Origin of the sequence: Arcobacter caeni (genome assembly GCF_003063245.1) — a bacterium.
GTDB lineage: Bacteria > Campylobacterota > Campylobacteria > Campylobacterales > Arcobacteraceae > Aliarcobacter > Aliarcobacter caeni.
In genome coordinates, this window is sequence record NZ_MUXE01000006.1 from 36,457 (window position 1) to 58,664 (window position 22,208).

At 27.7% G+C, this 22,208-nt stretch carries 23 protein-coding genes; 16 read left to right on the top strand and 7 right to left on the bottom strand.

The genetic code is table 11. The features are described from left to right. Positions 1-116 precede the first annotated feature (116 nt). From trxB to B0174_RS05525, 4 genes are read left to right on the top strand one after another with little or no spacing between them, the layout of a single operon-like run. On the top strand, positions 117-1,046 hold the full coding sequence (gene trxB, locus B0174_RS05510) for a thioredoxin-disulfide reductase (protein WP_108558662.1): 930 nt from the start codon (positions 117-119) through the stop codon (positions 1,044-1,046). Positions 1,047-1,060: 14 nt separating this feature from the next. Next, positions 1,061-1,834 carry a 4-hydroxy-tetrahydrodipicolinate reductase gene (gene dapB, locus B0174_RS05515; RefSeq protein ID WP_108558663.1) on the top strand — a complete coding sequence of 258 codons (774 nt, stop codon included), beginning with the start codon at positions 1,061-1,063 and terminating at the stop codon, positions 1,832-1,834. Positions 1,835-1,846: 12 nt separating this feature from the next. After that, on the top strand, positions 1,847-3,196 hold the full coding sequence (purF, locus tag B0174_RS05520) for an amidophosphoribosyltransferase (RefSeq protein WP_108558664.1): 1,350 nt from the start codon (positions 1,847-1,849) through the stop codon (positions 3,194-3,196). A 1-nt stretch (position 3,197) separates the two neighbouring features. Further along, positions 3,198-4,160: a TIGR01212 family radical SAM protein gene (locus B0174_RS05525; RefSeq protein WP_108558665.1), complete on the top strand. Its 963-nt coding sequence runs from the start codon at positions 3,198-3,200 to the stop codon at positions 4,158-4,160. Between the two features lie 26 nt (positions 4,161-4,186). Here the strand turns inward: B0174_RS05525 and B0174_RS05530 are convergent, their stop codons facing one another. Further along, entirely contained in the window at positions 4,187-5,083 is an 897-nt protein-coding gene (locus B0174_RS05530; RefSeq protein ID WP_108558666.1) for a LysR family transcriptional regulator, read from the bottom strand. Between the two features lie 116 nt (positions 5,084-5,199). Here B0174_RS05530 and B0174_RS05535 point away from each other — a divergent pair, with 116 nt between their 5' ends. The 12 genes from B0174_RS05535 (at position 5,200) to B0174_RS05590 (ending at position 16,695) form a co-directional block, all read left to right on the top strand. Beyond that, positions 5,200-7,254, top strand: coding sequence for an ATP-dependent helicase (locus B0174_RS05535; protein WP_108558667.1), 2,055 nt, complete (start codon positions 5,200-5,202; stop codon positions 7,252-7,254). A gap of 41 nt (positions 7,255-7,295) precedes the next feature. Further along, positions 7,296-8,117, top strand: a complete 822-nt coding sequence (gene truB / locus B0174_RS05540; RefSeq protein ID WP_228156423.1) for a tRNA pseudouridine(55) synthase TruB — start codon at positions 7,296-7,298, stop codon at positions 8,115-8,117. Positions 8,118-8,122: 5 nt separating this feature from the next. Further along, a complete protein-coding gene (locus tag B0174_RS05545) occupies positions 8,123-8,887 on the top strand; it encodes a 4-(cytidine 5'-diphospho)-2-C-methyl-D-erythritol kinase (RefSeq protein ID WP_108558750.1) in 765 nt (254 codons plus the stop codon). Further along, complete coding sequence (gene smpB / locus B0174_RS05550; RefSeq protein ID WP_108558669.1) at positions 8,877-9,353, top strand: SsrA-binding protein SmpB; 477 nt, start codon at positions 8,877-8,879, stop codon at positions 9,351-9,353. Before B0174_RS05545 ends, smpB begins: the two co-directional genes overlap by 11 nt. Positions 9,354-9,517: 164 nt before the next feature. Beyond that, on the top strand, positions 9,518-10,984 hold the full coding sequence (gene ccoN, locus B0174_RS05555) for a cytochrome-c oxidase, cbb3-type subunit I (protein ID WP_108558670.1): 1,467 nt from the start codon (positions 9,518-9,520) through the stop codon (positions 10,982-10,984). Between the two features lie 13 nt (positions 10,985-10,997). Further along, a complete protein-coding gene (gene ccoO / locus B0174_RS05560; RefSeq protein ID WP_108558671.1) occupies positions 10,998-11,681 on the top strand; it encodes a cytochrome-c oxidase, cbb3-type subunit II in 684 nt (227 codons plus the stop codon). Positions 11,682-11,689: 8 nt separating this feature from the next. Further along, positions 11,690-11,914 (top strand): CcoQ/FixQ family Cbb3-type cytochrome c oxidase assembly chaperone, encoded by a 225-nt coding sequence (locus B0174_RS05565; protein ID WP_108558672.1) that lies wholly within the window; start codon positions 11,690-11,692, stop codon positions 11,912-11,914. 1 nt (position 11,915) lies between these two features. After that, a complete protein-coding gene (locus B0174_RS05570; protein WP_108558673.1) occupies positions 11,916-12,806 on the top strand; it encodes a c-type cytochrome in 891 nt (296 codons plus the stop codon). A 1-nt stretch (position 12,807) separates the two neighbouring features. Next, entirely contained in the window at positions 12,808-13,050 is a 243-nt protein-coding gene (locus B0174_RS05575) for a DUF4006 family protein (RefSeq protein WP_108558674.1), read from the top strand. 103 nt (positions 13,051-13,153) lie between these two features. Then, the gene (locus B0174_RS05580) at positions 13,154-13,783 is read left to right on the top strand and encodes a hypothetical protein (RefSeq protein WP_108558675.1); all 630 of its coding nucleotides are present in this window, start codon (positions 13,154-13,156) and stop codon (positions 13,781-13,783) included. 4 nt (positions 13,784-13,787) lie between these two features. Next, positions 13,788-14,345 (top strand): hypothetical protein, encoded by a 558-nt coding sequence (locus B0174_RS05585; RefSeq protein ID WP_108558676.1) that lies wholly within the window; start codon positions 13,788-13,790, stop codon positions 14,343-14,345. A gap of 76 nt (positions 14,346-14,421) precedes the next feature. Next, entirely contained in the window at positions 14,422-16,695 is a 2,274-nt protein-coding gene (locus B0174_RS05590) for a PD-(D/E)XK nuclease family protein (protein ID WP_228156420.1), read from the top strand. 10 nt (positions 16,696-16,705) lie between these two features. On the opposite strand, the gene prfB is transcribed toward B0174_RS05590, so the two are convergent. The 6 genes from prfB to plsY all read right to left on the bottom strand — a co-directional run bounded on the left by prfB (position 16,706) and on the right by plsY (position 22,186). Next, positions 16,706-17,800, bottom strand: a complete 1,095-nt coding sequence (prfB, locus tag B0174_RS05595) for a peptide chain release factor 2 (protein WP_108558678.1) — start codon at positions 17,798-17,800, stop codon at positions 16,706-16,708. A 109-nt stretch (positions 17,801-17,909) separates the two neighbouring features. Next, positions 17,910-18,542 (bottom strand): c-type cytochrome, encoded by a 633-nt coding sequence (locus B0174_RS05600; RefSeq protein WP_228156421.1) that lies wholly within the window; start codon positions 18,540-18,542, stop codon positions 17,910-17,912. A 246-nt stretch (positions 18,543-18,788) separates the two neighbouring features. After that, entirely contained in the window at positions 18,789-19,040 is a 252-nt protein-coding gene (locus B0174_RS05605) for a type II toxin-antitoxin system RelB/DinJ family antitoxin (RefSeq protein ID WP_108558679.1), read from the bottom strand. Between the two features lie 327 nt (positions 19,041-19,367). Continuing rightward, positions 19,368-20,714, bottom strand: coding sequence for a major outer membrane protein (locus tag B0174_RS05610; RefSeq protein WP_108558680.1), 1,347 nt, complete (start codon positions 20,712-20,714; stop codon positions 19,368-19,370). A 540-nt stretch (positions 20,715-21,254) separates the two neighbouring features. Then, positions 21,255-21,566 (bottom strand): dihydroneopterin aldolase, encoded by a 312-nt coding sequence (locus B0174_RS05615; RefSeq protein WP_108558681.1) that lies wholly within the window; start codon positions 21,564-21,566, stop codon positions 21,255-21,257. Then, a complete protein-coding gene (gene plsY / locus B0174_RS05620) occupies positions 21,563-22,186 on the bottom strand; it encodes a glycerol-3-phosphate 1-O-acyltransferase PlsY (protein WP_108558682.1) in 624 nt (207 codons plus the stop codon). Before plsY ends, B0174_RS05615 begins: the two co-directional genes overlap by 4 nt. Positions 22,187-22,208 lie beyond the last annotated feature (22 nt).

Sequence of the window (22,208 nt, forward strand, 5' to 3'; positions counted from 1 at the left end):
TTAGATAAAATTTATCCTTAACTAGTATTGTATTTAACCTATAACTTACAAATATTTTTGTATTATTATGCTTTAAAAAATACTATAAAATATTTAATCAAAAATAAGGAATTAATATGTTGGATTTAGCGATTATTGGTGGAGGTCCAGCTGGATTAACAGCTGGATTATACGCAACAAGAGGTGGATTAAAAAATGTAGTTATGTTTGAAATGGGAATGCCAGGAGGACAAATTACAAGTTCATCGGAAATTGAGAACTATCCAGGACAAGTTGAAGTAGTTTCAGGTATGGATTTAATGGCTAATTGGCCTGAACAATGTCAAAGATTTGGACTAAAACATGAAATGGCTCAAATAGACAGAGTTACAAAATCTGGAGATATTTTTACATTAACTACAAATGATAAAAAAGAATTTCAAGCAAAAACAGTTTTAATAGCAACCGGTTCAGTTCCTAAGCGAGCTGGGTTTAAAGGTGAAAATGAATTCTTTGGAAAAGGTGTTTCAACTTGTGCTACTTGTGACGGATTTTTTTATAGAGGAAAAGAAGTTACAGTAATTGGTGGGGGAGATTCTGCTATTGAAGAGGCTGTTTATTTATCAAAAATGTGTTCAAAAGTGTATTTAGTTCACAGACGAGATACTTACAGAGCAGCTCCATCAACAATCGAACATATGAAACACGCTTCTAATATTGAAGAAGTTACAAATGTAATGGTTGAAGAAGTATATGGTGATGCAAGTGGAGTTCAAGGATTAAAAGTTAAACATAAAGAAACAGGTGAAATAAGAGATTTACCAACTCCTGGTATTTTTGTATTTGTTGGAAGAGATGTATTAAATGCTCCATTAAAACAAGAAGATGGAACTTTTCTTTGTAATTTAAATGAAGCAGGTGAAGTTATTGTTGATTTAAGAATGAGAACTTCAGTTGCTGGACTTTATGCAGCAGGTGATATTAGAATTGATGCCCCAAAACAAGTGGTTTGTGCAGCAGGTGATGGTGCAACAGCAGCTGTTAATATAATTGAATATTTAGGATAAGGAAAATTTTATAAATGATAAAAGTAGGTATTTTAGGTGGTACAGGAAGAGTAGGTTCGCTTTTAATTGATGATTTAGCGAATGATAAAGAAGCTAGAGTATCAGCTGTTCATGTTTTTGGTAAATTAGAAAAAAATTTACCAAGTGATACAATTGTAACAAATGATATGAAAGTATTATTTGATTCATCAGATGTAATCATTGATTTTAGTGCGCCAGCTGCTACTGAAGCACTTTTAACACAAGTTATAGAAAATGGTGGAAATAAACCACTTGTTATTGCAACAACTGGATTTACTAAACACCAACAAAATTTGTTGTTAGAAGCTAGTAAAATAGTACCTATCTTATATGCTACAAATATGAGTTTAGGAGTTGCAGTTTTAAATAAACTTGTTGCTCTTGCTTCTAAAACATTAAGAGATTTTGATATCGAAATAGTTGAACAACATCATAGACATAAAGTTGATTCTCCATCTGGAACGGCTTTAACACTTGCTGAACATGCAGCAAGTGCTAGAGATTTAAATTTAGATGATGTAAGAATTTCAGGAAGAGATGGTCAAATTGGTGCAAGAACTAAAGATGAAATTGCAGTAATGGCTTTAAGAGGTGGTGATATTGTTGGTCGCCATACAGTTGGATTATACAATGATGGTGAATTTTTAGAATTAAATCACACAGCAACAGCTAGAAATACTTTTTCAAAAGGTGCAATTAAAGTTGCAAAATGGATTATTGGAAAAGATGCAAAATTATACTCAATCAATGACGCTTTAGGTCTATAAGGAAAATTAAATATGTGCGCAATAGTTGGAATTTATGGTAATGATAATGCTGCAAGACTAGCCTCAGTCGCTTTGTTTGCAATGCAACACAGAGGACAAGAAGCTACTGGTATCTCATCATCTTGTAATGGAAAAATCTATACAAAAAAAGATAGAGGTTTAGTTTCAGAAGTATTTACAGATGAGGCATTAAAGTATTTAAAAGGTAATATGGCAATAGGTCATAATAGATATTCAACAGCTGGTGGAGATTCAATTTTAGATGCTCAACCTGTTTATGCGAAATATAAACTTGGAGAAATTTCAATTGTTCACAATGGTAATCTTATTAATAAAGATGAAGTAAGACAAGATTTAATTGACAAAGGTGCTATTTTCCAGACAGGAATGGATACTGAAAATTTAATTCATCTAATTGCAAAAAATACAAAAGATAGATTAAGAGATAGAATTAAAGAAGCATTAACAAGAACTATTGGTGCATATTGTTTTATTGTTCAAAGTAGAGCTAAACAATTTGTTATAAGAGATAGATATGGGATTAGACCTTTGTCTTTAGGTAAATTAAGAAGTGGTGGTTATATAGTTGCTAGTGAAACTTGTGCTTTTGATTTAGTGGATGCTGAGTTTATTAGAGATGTAAATCCAGGTGAAATGTTAATCTTTAGTGAAGATTATGATGAACCTGAATCAATTAAATTATTTGAACCTGAATATAGACCATGTGCTTTTGAATATGTATATTTTGCAAGACCTGATTCTGTAATTGATGGGAAAAATGTATATAGAACAAGAGAAGATATGGGTAAAGCTTTAGCTTTAAATGATAAAAATAATGGTATAAAATATGATATGGTTGTACCAGTTCCAGATTCAGGAGTTCCTGCCGCTTTAGGATATGCAGCCCAAAGTGGAATACCATTTAAATATGGAATTATTAGAAATCACTATATTGGAAGAACATTTATTGAACCAACTCAAGAAATGAGAGACTTAAAAGTAAAAATGAAATTAAGTCCAATGAGATCAATGATAGAGGGTAAATCTTTACTTGTAATTGATGATTCAATTGTAAGAGGAACTACATCAAAAAGAATTGTAAAAATATTAAAAGATGCAGGAGCTAAAGAAGTACATTTTAGAGTTGCTAGTCCTGAAATCAAATATCCATGTTATTATGGAATAGATACACCTCATAAAGAAGAATTAATTTCAAATAATATGAGTAAAGAGGAAGTTTGTAAATATATTGAAGCTGATAGTTTAGAATATTTATCAGTTGAAGATTTAGTAAATGCAATAGGAAATGATAGAAATTATGCCCTTGAAAGTTTTAATGGGGACTATTTCGTAAAAGAGTAGAATGAATGAATTAAAAAATGTATTAACTATCGGAAGATATTTAAAAAATAAGTTTGGTGAAAAAGTTTATAAAGTTCCTATTTCAATATCTGGGTTTACTTGCCCAAATATTGATGGTACGGTTGCTCGTGGAGGATGTTCATTTTGTGAAAATGACTCCTTTTCTCCAAATTTACAAGAAAAAAAATCTAAGTTTAAATTAAATCCAAGAATCAATGAAAATCCTTATTTAGATAACCAATTAAAACAATTAGAAATGCAATTTAATGCAACAAAACAAAGATTACAAAATAAATTTGGAACTAAAAAGTTTATAGTATATTTTCAATCTTTTACAAATACTTATGCACCATTTGATACATTAAAAGCTTTATATGAAAAAGCTCTTAGTTTTGAGAATGTAATTGGGCTTAGTATTGGTACAAGAACAGATTGTGTAACTGATGAAATATTAGATTATTTAGTAGATTTATCAAAAGATAAAGAGATATGGATTGAGTTTGGAATTCAATCTTTTTATGATGAAACATTAGTAAATATAAATCGTGGTGATACAGTTTCAAATATGAAATATTGGATACAAAGAAGTAAAGAAAAAGGCTTAAATGTTTGTGGGCATCTAATCTATGGTTTACCAAATGAAACCCAAGAAATGATGCTTGAAACATTTAGACAAACGGTTGAGCTTAAAGTTGATTCTATAAAGTTTCATCCTTTATATGTTGTAAAAAATACTCTTTTAACAAATGAGTTTAAAAAAGGTAGATTTACACCAATTAGCGAAGAATTGTATATTGATACGGTTGTAAAATCAATAAAAAACTTACCTGAAAATATCTCTATTCAAAGAATAACAGCAGGAATTGATGATAGTTCATTATTATCTCCTGATTGGTGTAGAGATAAACATAAACAAATGAAAAATATTAGATTGGCTTTGGAAAAAGAGGGATTTAATTATTAGAAATAATACTAGGAAAAATCCTAGTATTATTTCATTTTAAGTAGATAATCAACTACATTCTCAATAAATGCATCATGTTTTCTATCTTTTCTATATGCAATATATAGTTTTCTTATCATTCTTTGATTGTTAATTCTTGATTCAAATAAAGCACCTGATTTTAAAAGTGATTCAATCGCATTTCTTGAAACAATAGAAACAGTTGGAGTTAAATTTTTATCTGAGTGTAAAACAGTTTGAACAATTGTTGTAGCTGAGGTAACTTCGCTTGTAACATTAAATGTGTCACAATCAGGAAAATTTGCTTTTTCAAGATTTTCTTTAAATATTAATCTAGTATGAGATTCTGGATTTCTGCATACCCATTTATATGATAATAAATCTTCAGCTTTTGCCTTTGCTGGTAATTTTTGATTAGAAAAAATTACAATTTCATCTTCCATCCATTCTCTATAAACAATATCATCATTTGAAACATAATTTTCAACTAATGCAATATCAATTTTTTTATCTAATAAATCTTTAATTGCTTCATGTGAAACTGATACATTAATTGAAACATCATTGTGAATATTTTCTTTTAGATTATTTAAAAATCTAGGTAAAATATAATTTCCTATTATAAAAGATGCTCCAAAAACAAAAGTAACATTTTTATTCATTATTTTTAATAACTCTTTTTCACCATTTGCCACACATTTTTCTATTTTTAAAGCAATAGCATGGAGCATTTGACCTTCTTTGGTAAGTCTAATACCATTTTTTTTTCGATCAACTACTTGTACATCTAAATAATCTTCAATAAATTTCATCTGTTGTGTAACAGCTGGTTGCGAAATACCAAGTTTTGCTGAAGCTTTTGAAAAAGATTTTTCTCTAACAACTGTCAAAAAAGTTTCTAATTTTGCAAAATCAGTAAGCATCATAACCTCCATAAAATAAATTATAATTATAATAACATTTATTTATATATAAATTAATTAAGAGGAATAATGAATTTATCTTATCTATGATATAATAATCTATTATTGGAGAAAAAATGTCTGAAAATTTATTATCATCGTTGAACGAATCACAACAAACTGCTGCGCAACATATAGATGGACCGATGCTTATACTTGCAGGTGCAGGTTCTGGTAAGACAAAAACCATAACTACACGACTTGCATTTTTAATATCAATTGGTATAGATCCAAGGTCAATTTTAACTCTTACTTTTACAAATAAAGCAGCAAGTGAAATGAGAGAAAGAGCTTTTAGAATGATTGATCCATCAATGATAAATACTCCTCCTTTATTATGCACATTTCATAAATTTGGACTCTTGTTTTTAAAATTTCATATGAGTGAATTAAATAGAAAAAACAATTTCATAATAATAGATACAGATGATAAAAAAAGAATAATTAAGTCAATTGATAAAGAAATAACGACATCTTTATTGGTTGCTGAAATTTCAAGATATAAAAATTCACTATTAACTCCAAGTGAAGCAAAAAGTACAGCTCAATTAAAACTTTATCAACAAATTGCAGAAATTTATGAAAAATATGAAGCATATTTGGAAAAAAATAATCTTGTAGATTTTGATGATTTATTACTCCTTCCATATAGAATATTAAGTAAAAATGAAAAATTAGCAAATGAAATTAGTCAAAAATATCAATATATTATGGTTGATGAGTACCAAGATACAAATGAATTACAATATAGACTTTTAAGACTTTTATGCTCAAGTCATAGTAATCTTTGTGTTGTTGGAGATGATGATCAATCTATTTATGGATGGCGTGGAGCAACTATTAAAAATATTTTGAATTTTTCAGAACATTTTGAAAATACTTTAGTTGTTAAACTAGAAGAAAATTATAGATCAACAGACACAATATTAAATCATGCAAATCAGTTAATTGAACACAATCGAGATAGACTTGGTAAAAAATTAATAGGTACAAGACAAAAAGGCGATTCAATTAGAATTTATGAATCACAAGATGAAAATGAAGAAACAAGAAAAATAATTGAAGATATAAAACAACTAATTGATAATGGAACAAGCCCTAAAAATATTGCGATTTTATTTAGAGTAAATGCCTTATCAAGATCACTTGAAGAGGGATTTAATAAAGCTGGATTAAACTATAAATTAGTTGGTGGAATGAAATTCTACGAAAGAACTGAAATTAAAGATTTAATTGCATATTTTAGAATTCTTACAAATGCAAATGATAATTTTTCGATTAAAAGAATAATAAATAAACCAAAAAGAGGAATTGGAAAAACAACTATTGATAAACTTGAGGCAAAATCAATAGAAAGTGGAAAATCAATTTTTGATTTAATTCAACATTTAGATTCTGATGAGATAACTTCAATAGTTGGAAAAAAGAATGCAAGAACACTAAAAGTATTTGAGGCTTCTATTTTAGACTTAAAAGAGTTGTTAGAAGAATCTAAAATGAAGTTTTTTGACAGTTTTGAAGAAACTTTTGATTATAGAGCTTCATATGATAATCTTCCAGATGGATTTGAAAGACAAGCAAATATTGATGAGTTTTACGGATATATTAGAGATTATTTTATTCAAAATCCTCACTTAGATTTAAAAGATTTTTTAAATGAAATTGCCCTTGAGAGTGAAAAAGATGAATATAATGGAGAAGCTGTTTCTATGATGAGTATTCATGCTTCAAAAGGTTTAGAATTTAAAAAACTTTTTATTATTGGTTTTGAAGAGGGATTTTTCCCAATTGTTGGTGATGGAAGTGATTTAGAAGAAGAAAGAAGATTAGGTTATGTGGCAATTACAAGAGCTATGGATAATTTAACTTTATCATTTGTTCATTCGAGATTTTATAAAGGTAAAAGAGCAACGCTTGTTAAAAGTAGATTTTTAAGTGAAAGCGGACTTATAAAAGGAAGTTTAACAATTGAAAAACAATCAGGCTTTAAAAAAGGTGATTTAGTACAACATAAAATATTTGGAATGGGAAGAGTTATCAAAGCTACAAATGCTGGGAAAGATTATAAATTAACAATAAATTTTGGCGGAACACATAGAGATATTTTGTCATCATTTGTTCAAAAAGCATAATTGGAATTAACTTGCAAAAAAGATTTTATGATAAAGAATTAATGAATAAATTAATAGTAGTAAATAAACCTTTGTTTATGAGTTCTAATTTTTATTTAACAAGAATTAAAAAAAAATATAAAAATAAAAAAGCTGGTTTCAGTGGAACTCTTGACCCATTTGCCAAAGGATGTTTGATAGTTGCTTTTGGACAATATTCTAAACTTTTTAAATATTTAAGTAAAACTCCAAAAACATATAAAGCAGTTATTTGGTTGGGAACTCAATCTGAATCTTTTGATATTGAAAATATAATAAGTATAGATTTAGTTAAAAAAATAAATATAGAAAATATCAAATCTGAGTTAAATTCTTTGATTGGTGAAATAGAATATGTTCCACCAAAGTTTTCAGCAAAAAAAATAGATGGTAAAAGAGCTTATGATTTAGCAAGACAAGGTTGCGAAGTAGAACTTAATAAATGTAAAATGAATATTTATGATGCAAAATTTATTTCATATAATCACCCTTTTATTACTTTTGAAACAACAGTTAGTGAGGGTTCATATATTCGTTCTTTTGCTCAAATTTTATTGCAAAAATTAGGAACAATTGGAACTTTGTCATATTTAGAAAGAATAAATGAAGGAGCTTTTTTTTATGAAAATGAAAAAGAGTTAAATCCTTTGGATTATATTGATTTACCTATAAATAAATATTTTGGAACAATAGAATGGTTAGATACAGGTAAAAAGATTTCAATTGATTATTTAGAAAATATAGAAGATGGAAAATATTTAATTATTACAGATAAATTTTTTAGTATTATTGAAATAGAAGAGGGAAATGTTAAATATTTATTAAATAAGGTTTTAAGAGTATGAATGAAATGAATAAAAAATCATATGCAAAAGTAAATGTTTTTCTAAAAATTTCAGATAAAAGAGATTCATATCATGAACTTGTATCTAGGTTTGTTAGGGTACATAGTTTATACGATACTATCTCTTTTGTTAAATCTAGCAGGAAAGCATTTGATATTATAGGTGATTTTTCTTGTAATATGGAATCAAATACTGTATATAAAGCATACAATTTATTAAAAGAATTTGCAGGTGTTGAAGAATTTTTTAAAAGCCATAGTGTAGAAATCGAAAAAAATATTCCAGAATTTGCAGGGCTTGGTGGTGGAAGCTCAAATGCAGCAACATTTTTAATTATGACAAATAAATATTGTAATTTGAATTTATCAAAAGATGAGTTATGTAAAATTGCAGTAAAAATTGGTGCGGATGTTCCTTTTTTTGTTTATGAATATGATAGTGCAAATGTTACAGGTATTGGTGAAATAGTAGAAAGATTTGATGAAGAGATATTAAATATTGATACAATAACTCCAAATATAAAATGTAATACGGGTGAAATTTTTAAAGTCTTTAGAGAAAATTTTTATAAACAAATTTCAAAAAATGAAGCTGAAAAATTGTTAAAAATGAAATCAGTAGAAATTTTGTATAATCTAAATATAAAAGAAGCAAATGATTTATATGAACCTGCTATTAGCGTATATCCAGAATTAAAAGAATATACAAAAAAAGATTGGTTTTTTAGTGGAAGTGGAAGTTCATTTTTTAAGGTAAACAATGTCAAATAAAAAAGATACAAAAAAAAACTTAGTTTTTAAAAATAGAAAAGCATTTCATGATTTTACTATTATGGAAACATTGGAAGCTGGAATTATGCTTGAGGGAAGTGAAGTAAAAGCAATAAGAGAAGGAAGAATTAATTTAAAAGATTCATTTGTTCGAATTATAAAAGGTGAAGTATTTATTTTAAATATGCATATTTCACATTTAAGTACAACTCATACAACTTATAGACCAGATGAAAAAAAAGATAGAAAACTTCTTTTACATTCAAAACAAATTGCGAAGTTATATTCAAAAGTGACAAAAGATGGAATAACATTAGTTGCAACTAAGTTATATTTTAATGATAAAAATATGATAAAGGTTGAAGTAGCAACTGCTCAAGGTAAAAAGCTACATGATAAAAGAGAAGATATGAAAGAAAAAACAATGCAAAGAGAGACTCAGCAGATATTAAAAGGTATAAAATAAGATAAATAGTATCTTATTTTATAAGTTTAAATTATAATAAAAATAATGTTTTATTTGTTAATTATTCGTTAATTCTTTTGTTTAGTTTAAGTTTTTCTTGGATATGATTATCGCAATGAGTGACATTTTTGTGACTTGTATATAAAATTAGTAGGAGGAGATTGATGCAAAACGGTGCACAAATTGAGTACGATTACTCAGTTGCAAAGGCCTTTACATTTGCAACAATTCTGTTTGGTATCATAGGTATGACTATTGGTGTTATACTTGCGTTTCAATTGGCGTTTCCACAGTTAAATAATTTAGCTGGAGAGTATGGTACATTTAGTAGATTAAGACCTTTACACACTAATGGTGTTGCTTTTGGTTTTGCTCTAAGTGGTATTTTTGCTGGATGGTATTATATCGGACAAAGGGTATTAAAAGTTTCATTAAAAGAGTCACCTTTTTTAATGGCTATCGCAAAATTACATTTTGTTCTTTATTTCATTACAATTCTTTTAGCTGTTGTTACACTTTTTATGGGTTATACAACTTCAAAAGAATATGCTGAATTAGAGTGGCCATTAGACATTTTAGTTGTTTTATGGTGGGTTTTATGGGGTGTTTCTATTTTTGGATTAATTGGAATTAGAAGAGAAAGAACTTTATATATTTCTTTATGGTATTTTATTGCTACATTTATCGCAGTTGCAATGTTATATTTATTTAATAATATGGAAGTTCCTACAGCTATGGTTTCTGGTTATGGTTCATGGCTTCACTCTGTTTCTATGTATGCAGGTACAAATGATGCACTAGTACAATGGTGGTATGGACACAATGCTGTTGCATTCGTTTTCACAACTCCAATTATTGCGTTAATTTATTATTTTTTACCAAAAGAATCAGGACAAAATGTTTATTCTTATAAACTTTCTATCTTAGCATTCTGGGGATTATTATTTGTTTATTTATGGGCTGGTGGACACCACTTATTATATTCAACTGTTCCTGACTGGATGCAAACTATGGGTTCTGTAATGTCAGTTGTTTTAATTTTACCATCATGGGGATCAGCTATTAATATGCTTTTAACAATGAAGGGTGAGTGGCAACAATTACAAACAAATACACTAATTAAATTTATGGTATTAGCTTCAACTTTCTATATGTTATCAACTATTGAAGGACCAATTCAAGCTATAAAATCTGTAAATGCTATTGCACACTTTACTGACTGGATTCCAGGACATGTACATGATGGTGTTTTAGGATGGGTTGTATTTATGATTATGGCAGCACTTTTCCATATGGTTCCAAGAATGTATAAAAGAGAAATTTACTCTAAATCATTAATGGATACACAATTCTGGTTACAAACTACAGGTATCGTTTTATACTTTACTTCTATGTGGATTGCTGGAATTACACAAGGTATGATGTGGAGAGCTTATGACGAATATGGTTCATTAGTTTACTCATTTATTGATACAGTTACTGTATTACATCCATACTATACAATCAGAGCTGTTGGTGGGTTATTATACCTAATTGGATTCTTTATGTTCTCATATAATATTTATAAAACTATTAGATGTGGAAGAGTACTTGATAAAGAACCAGTAAATGCTACACCAGTAGCTGCGTAAGAAAGGAGAAATTATGTTTCATTGGTTTGAACAAAGACCGTTTTTCTTTGCGGTACTAGTATTTATATTTGTTGCATTTGCAGGTATTATTGAGGTTATTCCAGATTTTGCAAAACAAAGTAGACCAACTGTTGGTACAAAACCATACAGTGTTTTAGAATTAGCTGGTAGACAAGTGTATATTAAAGACTCTTGTAATGCTTGTCACTCTCAATTAGTTAGACCATTTAAAGCAGAAACTGATAGATATGGAATGTATTCTTTATCTGGAGAGTATGCTTATGATAGACCATTTTTATGGGGATCAAAAAGAACAGGTCCAGATTTAATGAGAGTTGGAAATTATAGAACTACTGATTGGCATGAAAACCATATGTGGGAACCTTCTGCGGTTGTTCCTGGAAGTATTATGCCAGAATACAAACACCAATTTAAAAACAAAGCTGATTTAGATACTGCTTATGCTGAAGCTTACACTGTTAAAACAGTATTCGCAACACCATATGATCAAGATTTAGATGGTGATGGAAAAGTTGATGTTGTACTTGGTGATTATGAGACAGCTATTGCAAAAGCAAAAGAAGATGCAAAAGCAATTGCTGATGGAATGAAAAATGAAGCTATAAAAGCTGCTGTTGCAAATGGACAAATTCCTGAAATAGTTGCATTAATTGCATATTTAAATTCTTTAAAATAGAGGTTATTATGGATTACGAAACACTTTTAACATTTCAAGGATATAGTAGATTCTTTATGATTCTAGTAATATTTATTATATTTTACTCTTATGCTTATTCTATATATAAAAGGGATAAATCAGGTGAGCGAGATTATGAAAAGTATTCAAACCTTGTTCATGATGATTCAAGTGTTTCTGTTCCTCTTGAAGAAAGAAAAAAAGATAAAGATATAGATAATAAGGAGAAATAAGATGAAGTCTATGATTATAGGTGGAATAATTCTTGTACTCGCTTTATTAGCAGGAACTTACTTTGCAGCAGGTGATGCTTTTATAGGCGATGATTATATTAACAGCTTAACAATGTTAGGTGCAGTAGCTATTATTACAATTACTGTATTCGTTGCATTAAAATATGTTAATCAAATGAGAAATGATACTGCGAGTGGTGATTTAGCTGAAGAAAAATGGGATGGTATTGGTGAATTTAGAAATGCTGTTCCAACTGGTTGGGCTTTAGCATTTATTGGTACGATTATATGGATGTTTTGGTATTTTACAGTTGGTTATCCTATTAATGGATTTTCACAAATCGGTCAATGGAATGAAGAAACTTTAGAATACAACGCAAAATTTGAGAAGAAATGGGAAAATCCATCAGAAGAAACTTTAAAAGCAATGGGTCAATCTACATTCTTAGTTCAATGTGCACCTTGTCATGGTGTTGATGCTGAGGGAATTGATGGAAAAGCTCAAAACTTAACAAAAAGAATTTCTAAAGAACAAGTTGTTCATGTTATTAAAAATGGTTCAAACAACTTTAAATCGGTATATCCAGATGGAATGCCTCCAATGATGTTAACAGAAGATGCTGATATTAATGCAGTTGCTGATTATGTTGCTGGTGGATTTAAAGGTGAACAACCTTCTTCATTTGCCGCTTGTTCTTCTTGTCATGGTGAAGATGGTAAAGGTATGGAGTTTGTTGCTCCAAATATCAGAGCTTATGATGATGCAGTTGTAGCTGCTGTTCTTAAAAATGGTAAAAAAAGTGCTATTGGTACAATGCCAAGTTTTGACGGTAGACTAAATGAAACTCAAGAAAAAGCATTAGCTGCATACTTAAGAAGTATAGGAGAGTAAGATGGCTGGAAATACACAAATGAATGATAACGAAAGAGGTATTTTTAAACTAAGTGGTATAACTGGAATGTTAATTGCAACTGTGTTGTTGTTAACTATTCTTGGTGTACTAACATTTAGTGGAATAAAAGTACAACAAAGTGAAGCTAGTAATTTTTATAAAATCAATCAAGATTTAAATGGATTAAAAATGAATAGTTCAGAAAATCATAAACAGTATCAACTTGTTGGTACTGGAAAATAAGGGGTAAGATATGGAAAGAATTATTGGTATTTTACTTGTTGTAGCAGCTGTTATGACAGCATATTATGCTTTCTTTGACTCAACAAAAGTGTTTGTTGGATAAATGAAAAACATAAATTTCATGAAAATAGGAGTGATTTTTTCACTTCTATTTTTTTTATGCCAGAACTTAAGTGCTCAAGAGTTTATTTTAAATGATGATAAATTAATAGATATAAGAGCAAAAGAAAAAATTGATCAAATCGGTGCTGAAACTAAATCTAAATTAGGTGTTAATATATATATTTATGCAAAATCTACTTTAGGATTAGACGAAAATATAAAAACAAAAGAAAAAATTAATTTTATCAGAAATCATGAAAATCAAATAATTGCTTCGCTTGAAAAACCATATGTACTTTTAAGTATATCGGTTGAAGAAACTCATGTAAATTTATTATTCAGTGATGAATTAAAAGAAGTATTAGATAAAAATGATATTTTAAATGGGTATGTTGTTCCTTTATTAGCTTCAAATGATAAAAATACTTTATTCGCAAAAGTAAGTGCTGCTGCTTTAAATGGTTATGCTGCAATTGCAGACACTATTGCTGAGTCTAAAAATATTAAATTAGAAAGTAGTATTGGAAATGCTGGAAAAGTTTCTAGTACTATCTGGAGAGTTTTAATGTATACAATAGTTCTTTTAGGATTATTAGCTTATACTTACGCCGTATTAAAAAATAGAAAGTAGATTTATGAAAAGAAATTATTGGCCAATATTTTTTATTGGAATTTTTACTTTTGTCTTTTCAATGATTGTTTGGACAGTAAAAAGTGCAGTGAGTTTACCTGTGATTGAAGATCATAGTTTTATGAAAAAATATCAAGATGTTGATAAAGATTATAATGATATGATGACTTCTAATAGTGTTTTTTTATCAAAATATAATTTGGAATTAGATGTAAATGAGAATAAATTTGATTTAACAACATCAGATATAAAATATTCGCAAAGAGTTTTAGAAAAATATTCACAACATAAAGATGTTCTAAAAGTTGGAAAAAATAATTTAAAAGTTGTTGTAACTGATAAAAATACAAATGAAAAAAAAGATATTAATATTGAGTTGGTTGTAACTAAAACTATAACTTCAGATTCAGATTTAATAATTAATAATGATAAATTCCAAAATAATGACAAAATTTACAGTTCAGAATTTGAGCTAAAAGAATCTAATAATTGGATTATTACTGGTAGTTTTACTGTTGATGGAACTGTAGGTTATATCTATATTAAAACAAATGCTATTTAAAAAAAAACTTCTAATTTTTCCTACTTCAAGGGCAATTAGAGATTTTATTACTTCACAAAAGAGTAGCAATACTCTTTTGCCTTTTATACTAACAATCGATGAGTTTTTTAAAAAATCTATAGTTTTTGACAATATGAAATATTGTGAAGAAGAACAAAGAGTTCTTTTTTTAAATGAAGCTATTAAAGATACGAATATCCAAAAACTTGGAATTTCAAATAATTTTACAAAATTTTTAAAACAAAGTGATTATATATATAGATTTTTTTTAGAACTTGCGAGTGAAAAAATAGAAATCTCTAATATTCAAAATGTAGATACTTATGATTTTTATTTTGAACATTTGCAAATTTTACAAACAATAAAAAATAACTATATAGAAATATTAGAGAAAAATTCTTTTGTTGATAGAATCAATATGTCAAATCACTATAAAATTAATGAGAATTTCTTGAAAAAGTTTGAAAATGTAGAGTTATATTTTGAAGGTTATTTTACAAAAGTTGAGTTTGATATTATTGAAAAAATATCAAAAGTTATAAATCTAAATATAAGTTTTTATTCAAATATTTATAATCAAAAATCTCTTGAAGTTTTCAAAAATCTTAATTTAGATATTAAAATTGATTATAAATATAAAATTAATTTATCAAAACAAATAATTGAAGATGAAGAAAAAATCTTAAATAATCTATCTTTTATTGAATTAAAAGGTTTTTCATCAAGACTTAATCAAATTGCTTATATTAAAAGCATAATAGCAAAATCTGTAGAAAACGGCGTAAATCCATCTAATATTGCTTTGGTATTACCTGATGAGAGTTTTGCTGTTAGTATGCAATTATTTGATGATGAGGGCTATTTTAACTACGCAATGGGTAAAAGTATTAAAAATACAAATTTATATCAAGTTGCATATTCAATATATTCATATTTAAATGAAGATGAACCTAAACATCTTGAGTTTTTGAAGTTTTTTAAAATAGATAAAATATTCATCGATAAAAATATAAAAACTATTTGGAATAAGAAAGCTACAAAAGAGAGTTTTTTAATCATAACAGATTTTCTTAAATCTTTTGAAAAAAATAGTGAGTTACTTGAGAAATATGATGAATTACTTTATAAACTAAATATTATTTTATTTTCATCTAATCATAATATTTTATTAAAAGATGTATATAAAATATTTTTACAAAGGTTAAATGCTTTAACTTTGGATGATATAAACTCAGGAAAAGTTACAGTTCTAGGACTTCTTGAAACTAGAGCTGTTTCTTTTGAGACTATAATTATTTGTGATTTTAATGAGTCCTTTATTCCTAAAATTTCTATAAAAGATAAGTTCTTATCAACTAAATTAAAACAGCTTTCTCATCTTCCAACGCAATTTGATAGGGAAAGTTTACAAAAATATTATTACAAAAGATTGATTGGCTCATCAAAAAATGTATTTATATCTTATGTAAATTCAGATACAAATCAAATCTCAAGATTTGCAAATGAACTATTTAATACATATATAAAAACAGATACAAATGATAATATTTACAAGCATATACTTTACGATAATCATAAGATAAATCATTTTGATGATGAAATCATAGATAAAATTGATTTAGCTTCTATTACTTGGTCTGCTACATCTTTACGAGCATATTTACAATGTAAAAGAAAGTTTTATTTACAAAATGTTTTAAAAATTAAAGAACATACAATTTCTCTAAAACCAAAAGCTTATGAATTAGGACAAATTATTCATTCGATTTTGGAAGATTATTATAAAGACTTTACAGAACATAATTTTGAAAAAATTGAAGAGTTATTTAATAAATACAAAAGTACAAATCCTTTTTTAATTTTAGATTTAGAAATTTGGAAAAAGAAGTTATATGACTTTTATTTATATGAAAAACAAAGATTAGAAAATAGAAAAATATTATCATTAGAAAAACCCTTTGAATGTGAATTTGAAGGAATAAAAATTAAAGGCGTTATTGATAGAGTTGATTTATACAATGATATTTTTGAAGTTATAGATTATAAAACATCTAGTTCATTAAGTGTGGATACATTAAAGAAGTATGAAAAAACCGATGATTTTCAATTGGAATTTTATTATCTTGCAATGAATGAACTTTATGAAACAGATAAAATTGAAACTTATTATTATGATTTAAATAATTGTGTGCTTATTAATGAAATAGCACTTGATAAAAAACTTGAGTTATTGAGTGAAAAATTTAAAGAGTTAAAAGAGATTTCAAAAAATGAAATCTCTTTTTCTAAATGTGAAGATAAATCAAACTGTACTTATTGTGCATATACAATAATTTGCGATAGGGAATAAAACTACTAAATTATTTAGCAGTTGCAATTAAAACATCTTCGATAATTTTTGTTATATCTCCATCTAAAATAGCATCAACATTTGAATATCCAATATTACTTCTACTATCTTTTACTTGTTGATATGGTTGTAAAACATAAGAACGAATTTGATGTCCCCAACCATTATCACTTTTTTCTACTCCATCTTTTGTTGCTTGTTGTTTCTCAAGTTCAAACTCATAAAGTCTTGATTTCAACATTTTCATTGCACTTGCTTTGTTTTTATGTTGAGATCTATCATTTTGGCATTGAACTACGATATTTGTAGCAATATGCGTAATTCTAATAGCTGATTCTGTTTTATTAACATGTTGCCCACCAGCACCACTTGCTCTATATGTATCAATTCTAATATCTTTATCTTCAATTACAATAGCAATATTATCATCAACTTCAGGACTCACCATTACAGATGAAAAAGATGTGTGTCTTTTTGCATTTGAATCAAAAGGTGAAATTCTTACGAGTCTATGAATTCCATTTTCAGCTTTCATATAACCATAAGCATTTTCACCTTTGATGATAAATGAAACATCTTTGATTCCAGCTTCATCACCATTTTGATAATCAAGAAGTTCTATTTTAAAATCATTTCTTTCAGCCCATCTTAAATACATTCTATAAAGCATTGAAGCCCAATCTTGTGATTCAGTTCCACCAGCTCCTGGATGAATAGATACTATTGCATTTGATACATCATCGGGATGGCTTAGCATTACAGAAATTTCAGTTGATTTGATAAGTTTATCAAGTTCTGGTGCTTCATCATAAAGCATTTCCAAAGTCTCATCATCTTTTTCATCATTTGCCATTTCATAAAGTTCATTTGTACCTTTTAATGAGTCATTGGCTTTATTAAATTTATTTAGTTTTCCTAAAATTCTATTTTTTTCAATACCACTTTTTGTAGCATTTTCTATATTATTCCAAAAATCTTGTGCTGATTCTTCTTCTTTGATTTCATCTAATCTTTGATTTAAATCATCAGGTTTTAAAATACCTTTTATGTTATTAAGTTTGGTGTTTAGAAGTTTTAGTAGTTCTGAATATTCGTATGCATCCATTTAGTGTAATCCTTTAAAAAAAGTGATTATACTTAAAGTTTGTATAAAGAGTGATTAGGTTTTTATATGGTAAGAAAATATAAAAGAGGAGTGAAAACTCTTCTTTTATTTATTTCTTATTAATACTTTGTAAATAAGCATGAATACCTTTGATTTCTTTATAATCTATAAAGTTTGCATAAGATGCCATAATATTTGCATTCATAGAATCAGCTTTTCCAACTTTATAGTTTTTGATTGATTCTTGCATATCTTCAACTGATAAATCTTTTAAAGGTCGTGAAGAATTATAAGCACTTTTTTCGCCATTTACACCATGACATGTTTGACATTTTGCTGTATAAAGTTCTTTTGCAATAGTTGCACTCTCTTTTATCTCTTGTTCAACTTTTGCTTTTTCTTCTACTTCTTTTTTCTTTTCAAGTTTAGCCATGATATTAGCTTCCATTTGAGCTTGATTTCCTATAAAATTTGATGATGAAGAAGTTGCAGTTGAGGCAGTTTTTAACACATAAATAAAACTCATACCAGTTGCTGTTTGCGAGATTTTTATATCATCCACGCTCCAACCTTTTGCTTTCATGTCATTTACTGTAAATTTTCCATTACAAAGTCCACCATCAAGAGCTGTATTTTCTATTGTAGCCATAGATTTATGGTTTTCTTTAAAACACATAGTTGTATCTGCAAGAATTGCAGTTGAGCTTAATAATAATATAGTTGAAAGAATCGCTTTTTTCAAGATAAAATCCTTTTTTTAATTTTGTTGATTTTATCATAATAAGGTTAAATTTAGGTAATAGTTACTTTTAGGAATCTGAAACTTATTTCAGATGGTTTAGATTTGTATGCAATAAATATTTAAATTTTACAAGATTTTATTAAAATAATTCTGAGTGTTTACCGACTCTAATTAATAAACCTTTATTTTTTTGTGATAATTTTTTATAATCTTTTTTAAAAGAAGAGGTTCTAAAGATTTGATACATTAATTATCCAAATCGTCAAATAATTCATCAATATTTTTGAAAGTTTTACCATCTTTATTTTCTAACTCTTTTAAAGCTTTTTTTGTTTTATTATTTTGAATTTTAACTTCAAAAGGTAAGCCATTATTTAAAATAATCATTTTATTAAAAACACTGATAGCTTGAGAATAATTTAATCCTAAATCATTTAGAATTTCTTTTGCTTTATTATAAGATGATTCATCAACTCTAATTGTTGTTTGAGTTTTCATAGAAATTCTCCATTTTAAATATTATAAAAGTATATCCCATTTAAAGTATAAATAGTATAAAAGATAAAACAAAAAATAATTTGCTTAACCTTTTATTAACGCTCCCACCCAACACTACCCATAAAAAAAGGGGATAAGGAAAAATCCTTAGCCCCTTTTTTCAGCGTCCATTTGGGTAATCACTCCCAAAAATCTTTAAATCGATAAAATTGTACTTTAAAAATATTCTGATGTCAAGAAATTCTTTTTAATTAATTTTAGAAATAAAAAAAGGCTAGAGAAAAAATCTCTAGCCTTTAAGAAAAAAGTTTTTATACTCTAAAAATATTAGAATGTATATTCAACTTGTAATCTTCCTCTTACATCATCATTGATATCAACTGAACTAGTATTATCAGAAGCTTCTTTAGTATATGTTCCATATCTAACATAAGTGTTTAAATTTTTACTCATTTTATACATTAATTGAGCATAAATTTCTTCTTCTTCAACATCTACAGTTGAATTAGCAGCTGCAATATATTGAATATTTCCATAGTTAGCTGATAAGTTTAAGTTAGATAAAATATCTACACCAGCAACTACTTGCCAGTAATCAGCATCCGCTTTACCATTAGATGTAATAGACCAACCTAATAATGTTGTAGTAGCATCATTATCTAATGCAGTTAACCCACCTTCTTTACCAGTCATTGCATACGCAACTTTAGCATCAAAAATTCCTGCTTTTGCAGTTAAAGCAAGTTTTGCAATAGAGTTATCTTCTTCTGCAACACCATTTGCACTAATTACATCTTTAAGAGCAACAGCAACAGATTTATCTAAAGAAAGAGAAGCATATCTTGCATCAATACCTAATTTAACTCCTGATAAATCCAGAGATGATTTCGCACCAACAGTGTAAGAATCAAATTTATCTTGAGCATCTAAATACCATGCATCAATTGTAACTGGACCAGCAACAACTATAGCACCAATTGTTGCGATATCTTCTGAACCATCTAATACATTACCTTTAACAACAGCAGCATCAATAATATCTTCATCAGGACTTGTGTCATTTGCAAATCCACCTAGTTTAGCATCTAAAGAATTATTTAAATTTGTTTGATTGAAATATGCAGCAGCTAAAGTAACTGGTCCTACTGTTGAAAGAGCTAGGATACCAGTTCCTGTTTGTTCATTTCCATCAGAATCTACCGCAACAGTCCATGGAGTTGTTAAACCTTGTTTACCAACATTTACAGTTGTATTTTTGATTCCTGTATAACCAAAGTAAGCATTAGTTAACTCAGTACCAACATTTTGGTCTCCATTTTCACTTGAATTTAGAGAAGCAAAACCTGCATCACCAGTTCCAGTACTTGTTGGCGCACCAACAACAAATCTTGAGTTAAATTTAACATCATCATTTACTTTTGAAGATAGACCAAGTGCAACTTTATAATTATTAGTTGCAGAAGATTCTTTAGATAAATCTTTTTTATCAGCACCAAGTTTACCATTGTATAATGATCCTGCTGTTGTATCATTAGAGTTATCATTATATCTATAAACTACAGATCCTGTTACTTCTACATTTTTGATTGCTTCTTCTAATGGTTGAGCATTAGCAGTAGTTAATCCCATAACTGCAACAGCAGCTACTAAACTTAATTTTGCGATTTTTTTCATTTGTTCTCCTAAAATTTCGAAATTCTATTTTCAGTCTATCGGAGCGCGCGAACTCATCTAAAACTTATAGTCTTAAACCTTTTCCGACATACCGTTGCGACCATTCTACATTACTAAATTTTAAAGTTTTCTTAAAATGTGATTTTTGGTGTTAATTAACTGTTAATTTAAGTTAACTTTCAATTAACCTTTTGTTATTGCTGTGTTATTGCTATTTAAGAGTTTTTTGGTCTTGTTTATATAGTAGAAATAAAGTTATGAAGTAGTAACAGGGGAGTGACTAATTCCCCCTTTTATTAATACATTTTGATAGCAAAGACCAAAAGTATTAAAATTAATACTACTAATTTGAACTGCATTTAATTTCCTTTCAATAAACGCTCCCACCCAGCACTACCCACATAAAAAAAGGGTAGGAATAAATTCCTACCCTCTACATTTATCTAGTAAGTAGTCACTCTTACAAGAAAAATTAAATGTTTAGTTCAAATTAGAAAAATTATACACAAAAAATAATTGTTTGTCAATAGTTTTATTTTACTAATTTGACAAAGAAACAACACAATCTTTTAAGATATTTGGTTTTGATATTTTGATATTTAGCTTGTTTATTTTGTAACTATTTTGTAATAATGATTCAAAATATAAAATCGCATCTTCAAGAAGTAAGAACTTTTGTTTTTTCATAGTTTTTTTTACAAGTGTAGATATTTCTGAGTAGTCTATAAATAAATCTTTTGAAAAGTCGTATTCAAAAGAGATATTTATTATAACTTTTTGTTTTTTTGTTCGTTCGAAGTCTAAAATTCCTATTATACATTTAAATGTTAAATCAGTAATTTCAATTTTCATATAACTTTTTTCTCTTCACCTTTTATGATTCTTAGGATATTTGGAATATGTTTATATATAATGATAAAAGCAATAATATACATAGGAACATTTGAACCTACATTTAATCCGTCATTTAAAAAACTAGCACTTACAATAACTGCGATAAGTCCTAAAAGAGAAGATAATGAAGATATTTTTAAAACTTTTGCACAAACTATCCAAACAACAGCACCAATAAGTGTAGGAATTGGAATAAGCACTAAATAAACACCAAGTCCAGTAGCAACACCTTTTCCACCTTCAAGTCCTAAATATATTGAATAACAGTGTCCTAAAACAGCTAAAATCGCAATAGCCCAAAGTGTAGATGGACTAACTTCAAAATACATCGCTACGAGTAATACAACTGCACCTTTTAATGCATCTAATAAAACAGTTGCAATTCCTAGTTTTTTTGCTAGTTTTGGATTGGTTTCTTTTACCACTCGAAGAACATTTGTCGCTCCAATTGATTTACTTCCAGAGGCTGTAATATCAACTCCTGCAAATGTTTTTGCCAAGATTGAACCAAAAGGAATAGAACCCACTAAATAGGCAGCTAGAAAAAATAAAATATTTATATTTGTGAAAAAATCCATATATAACCCTTGTTTTAAGTGT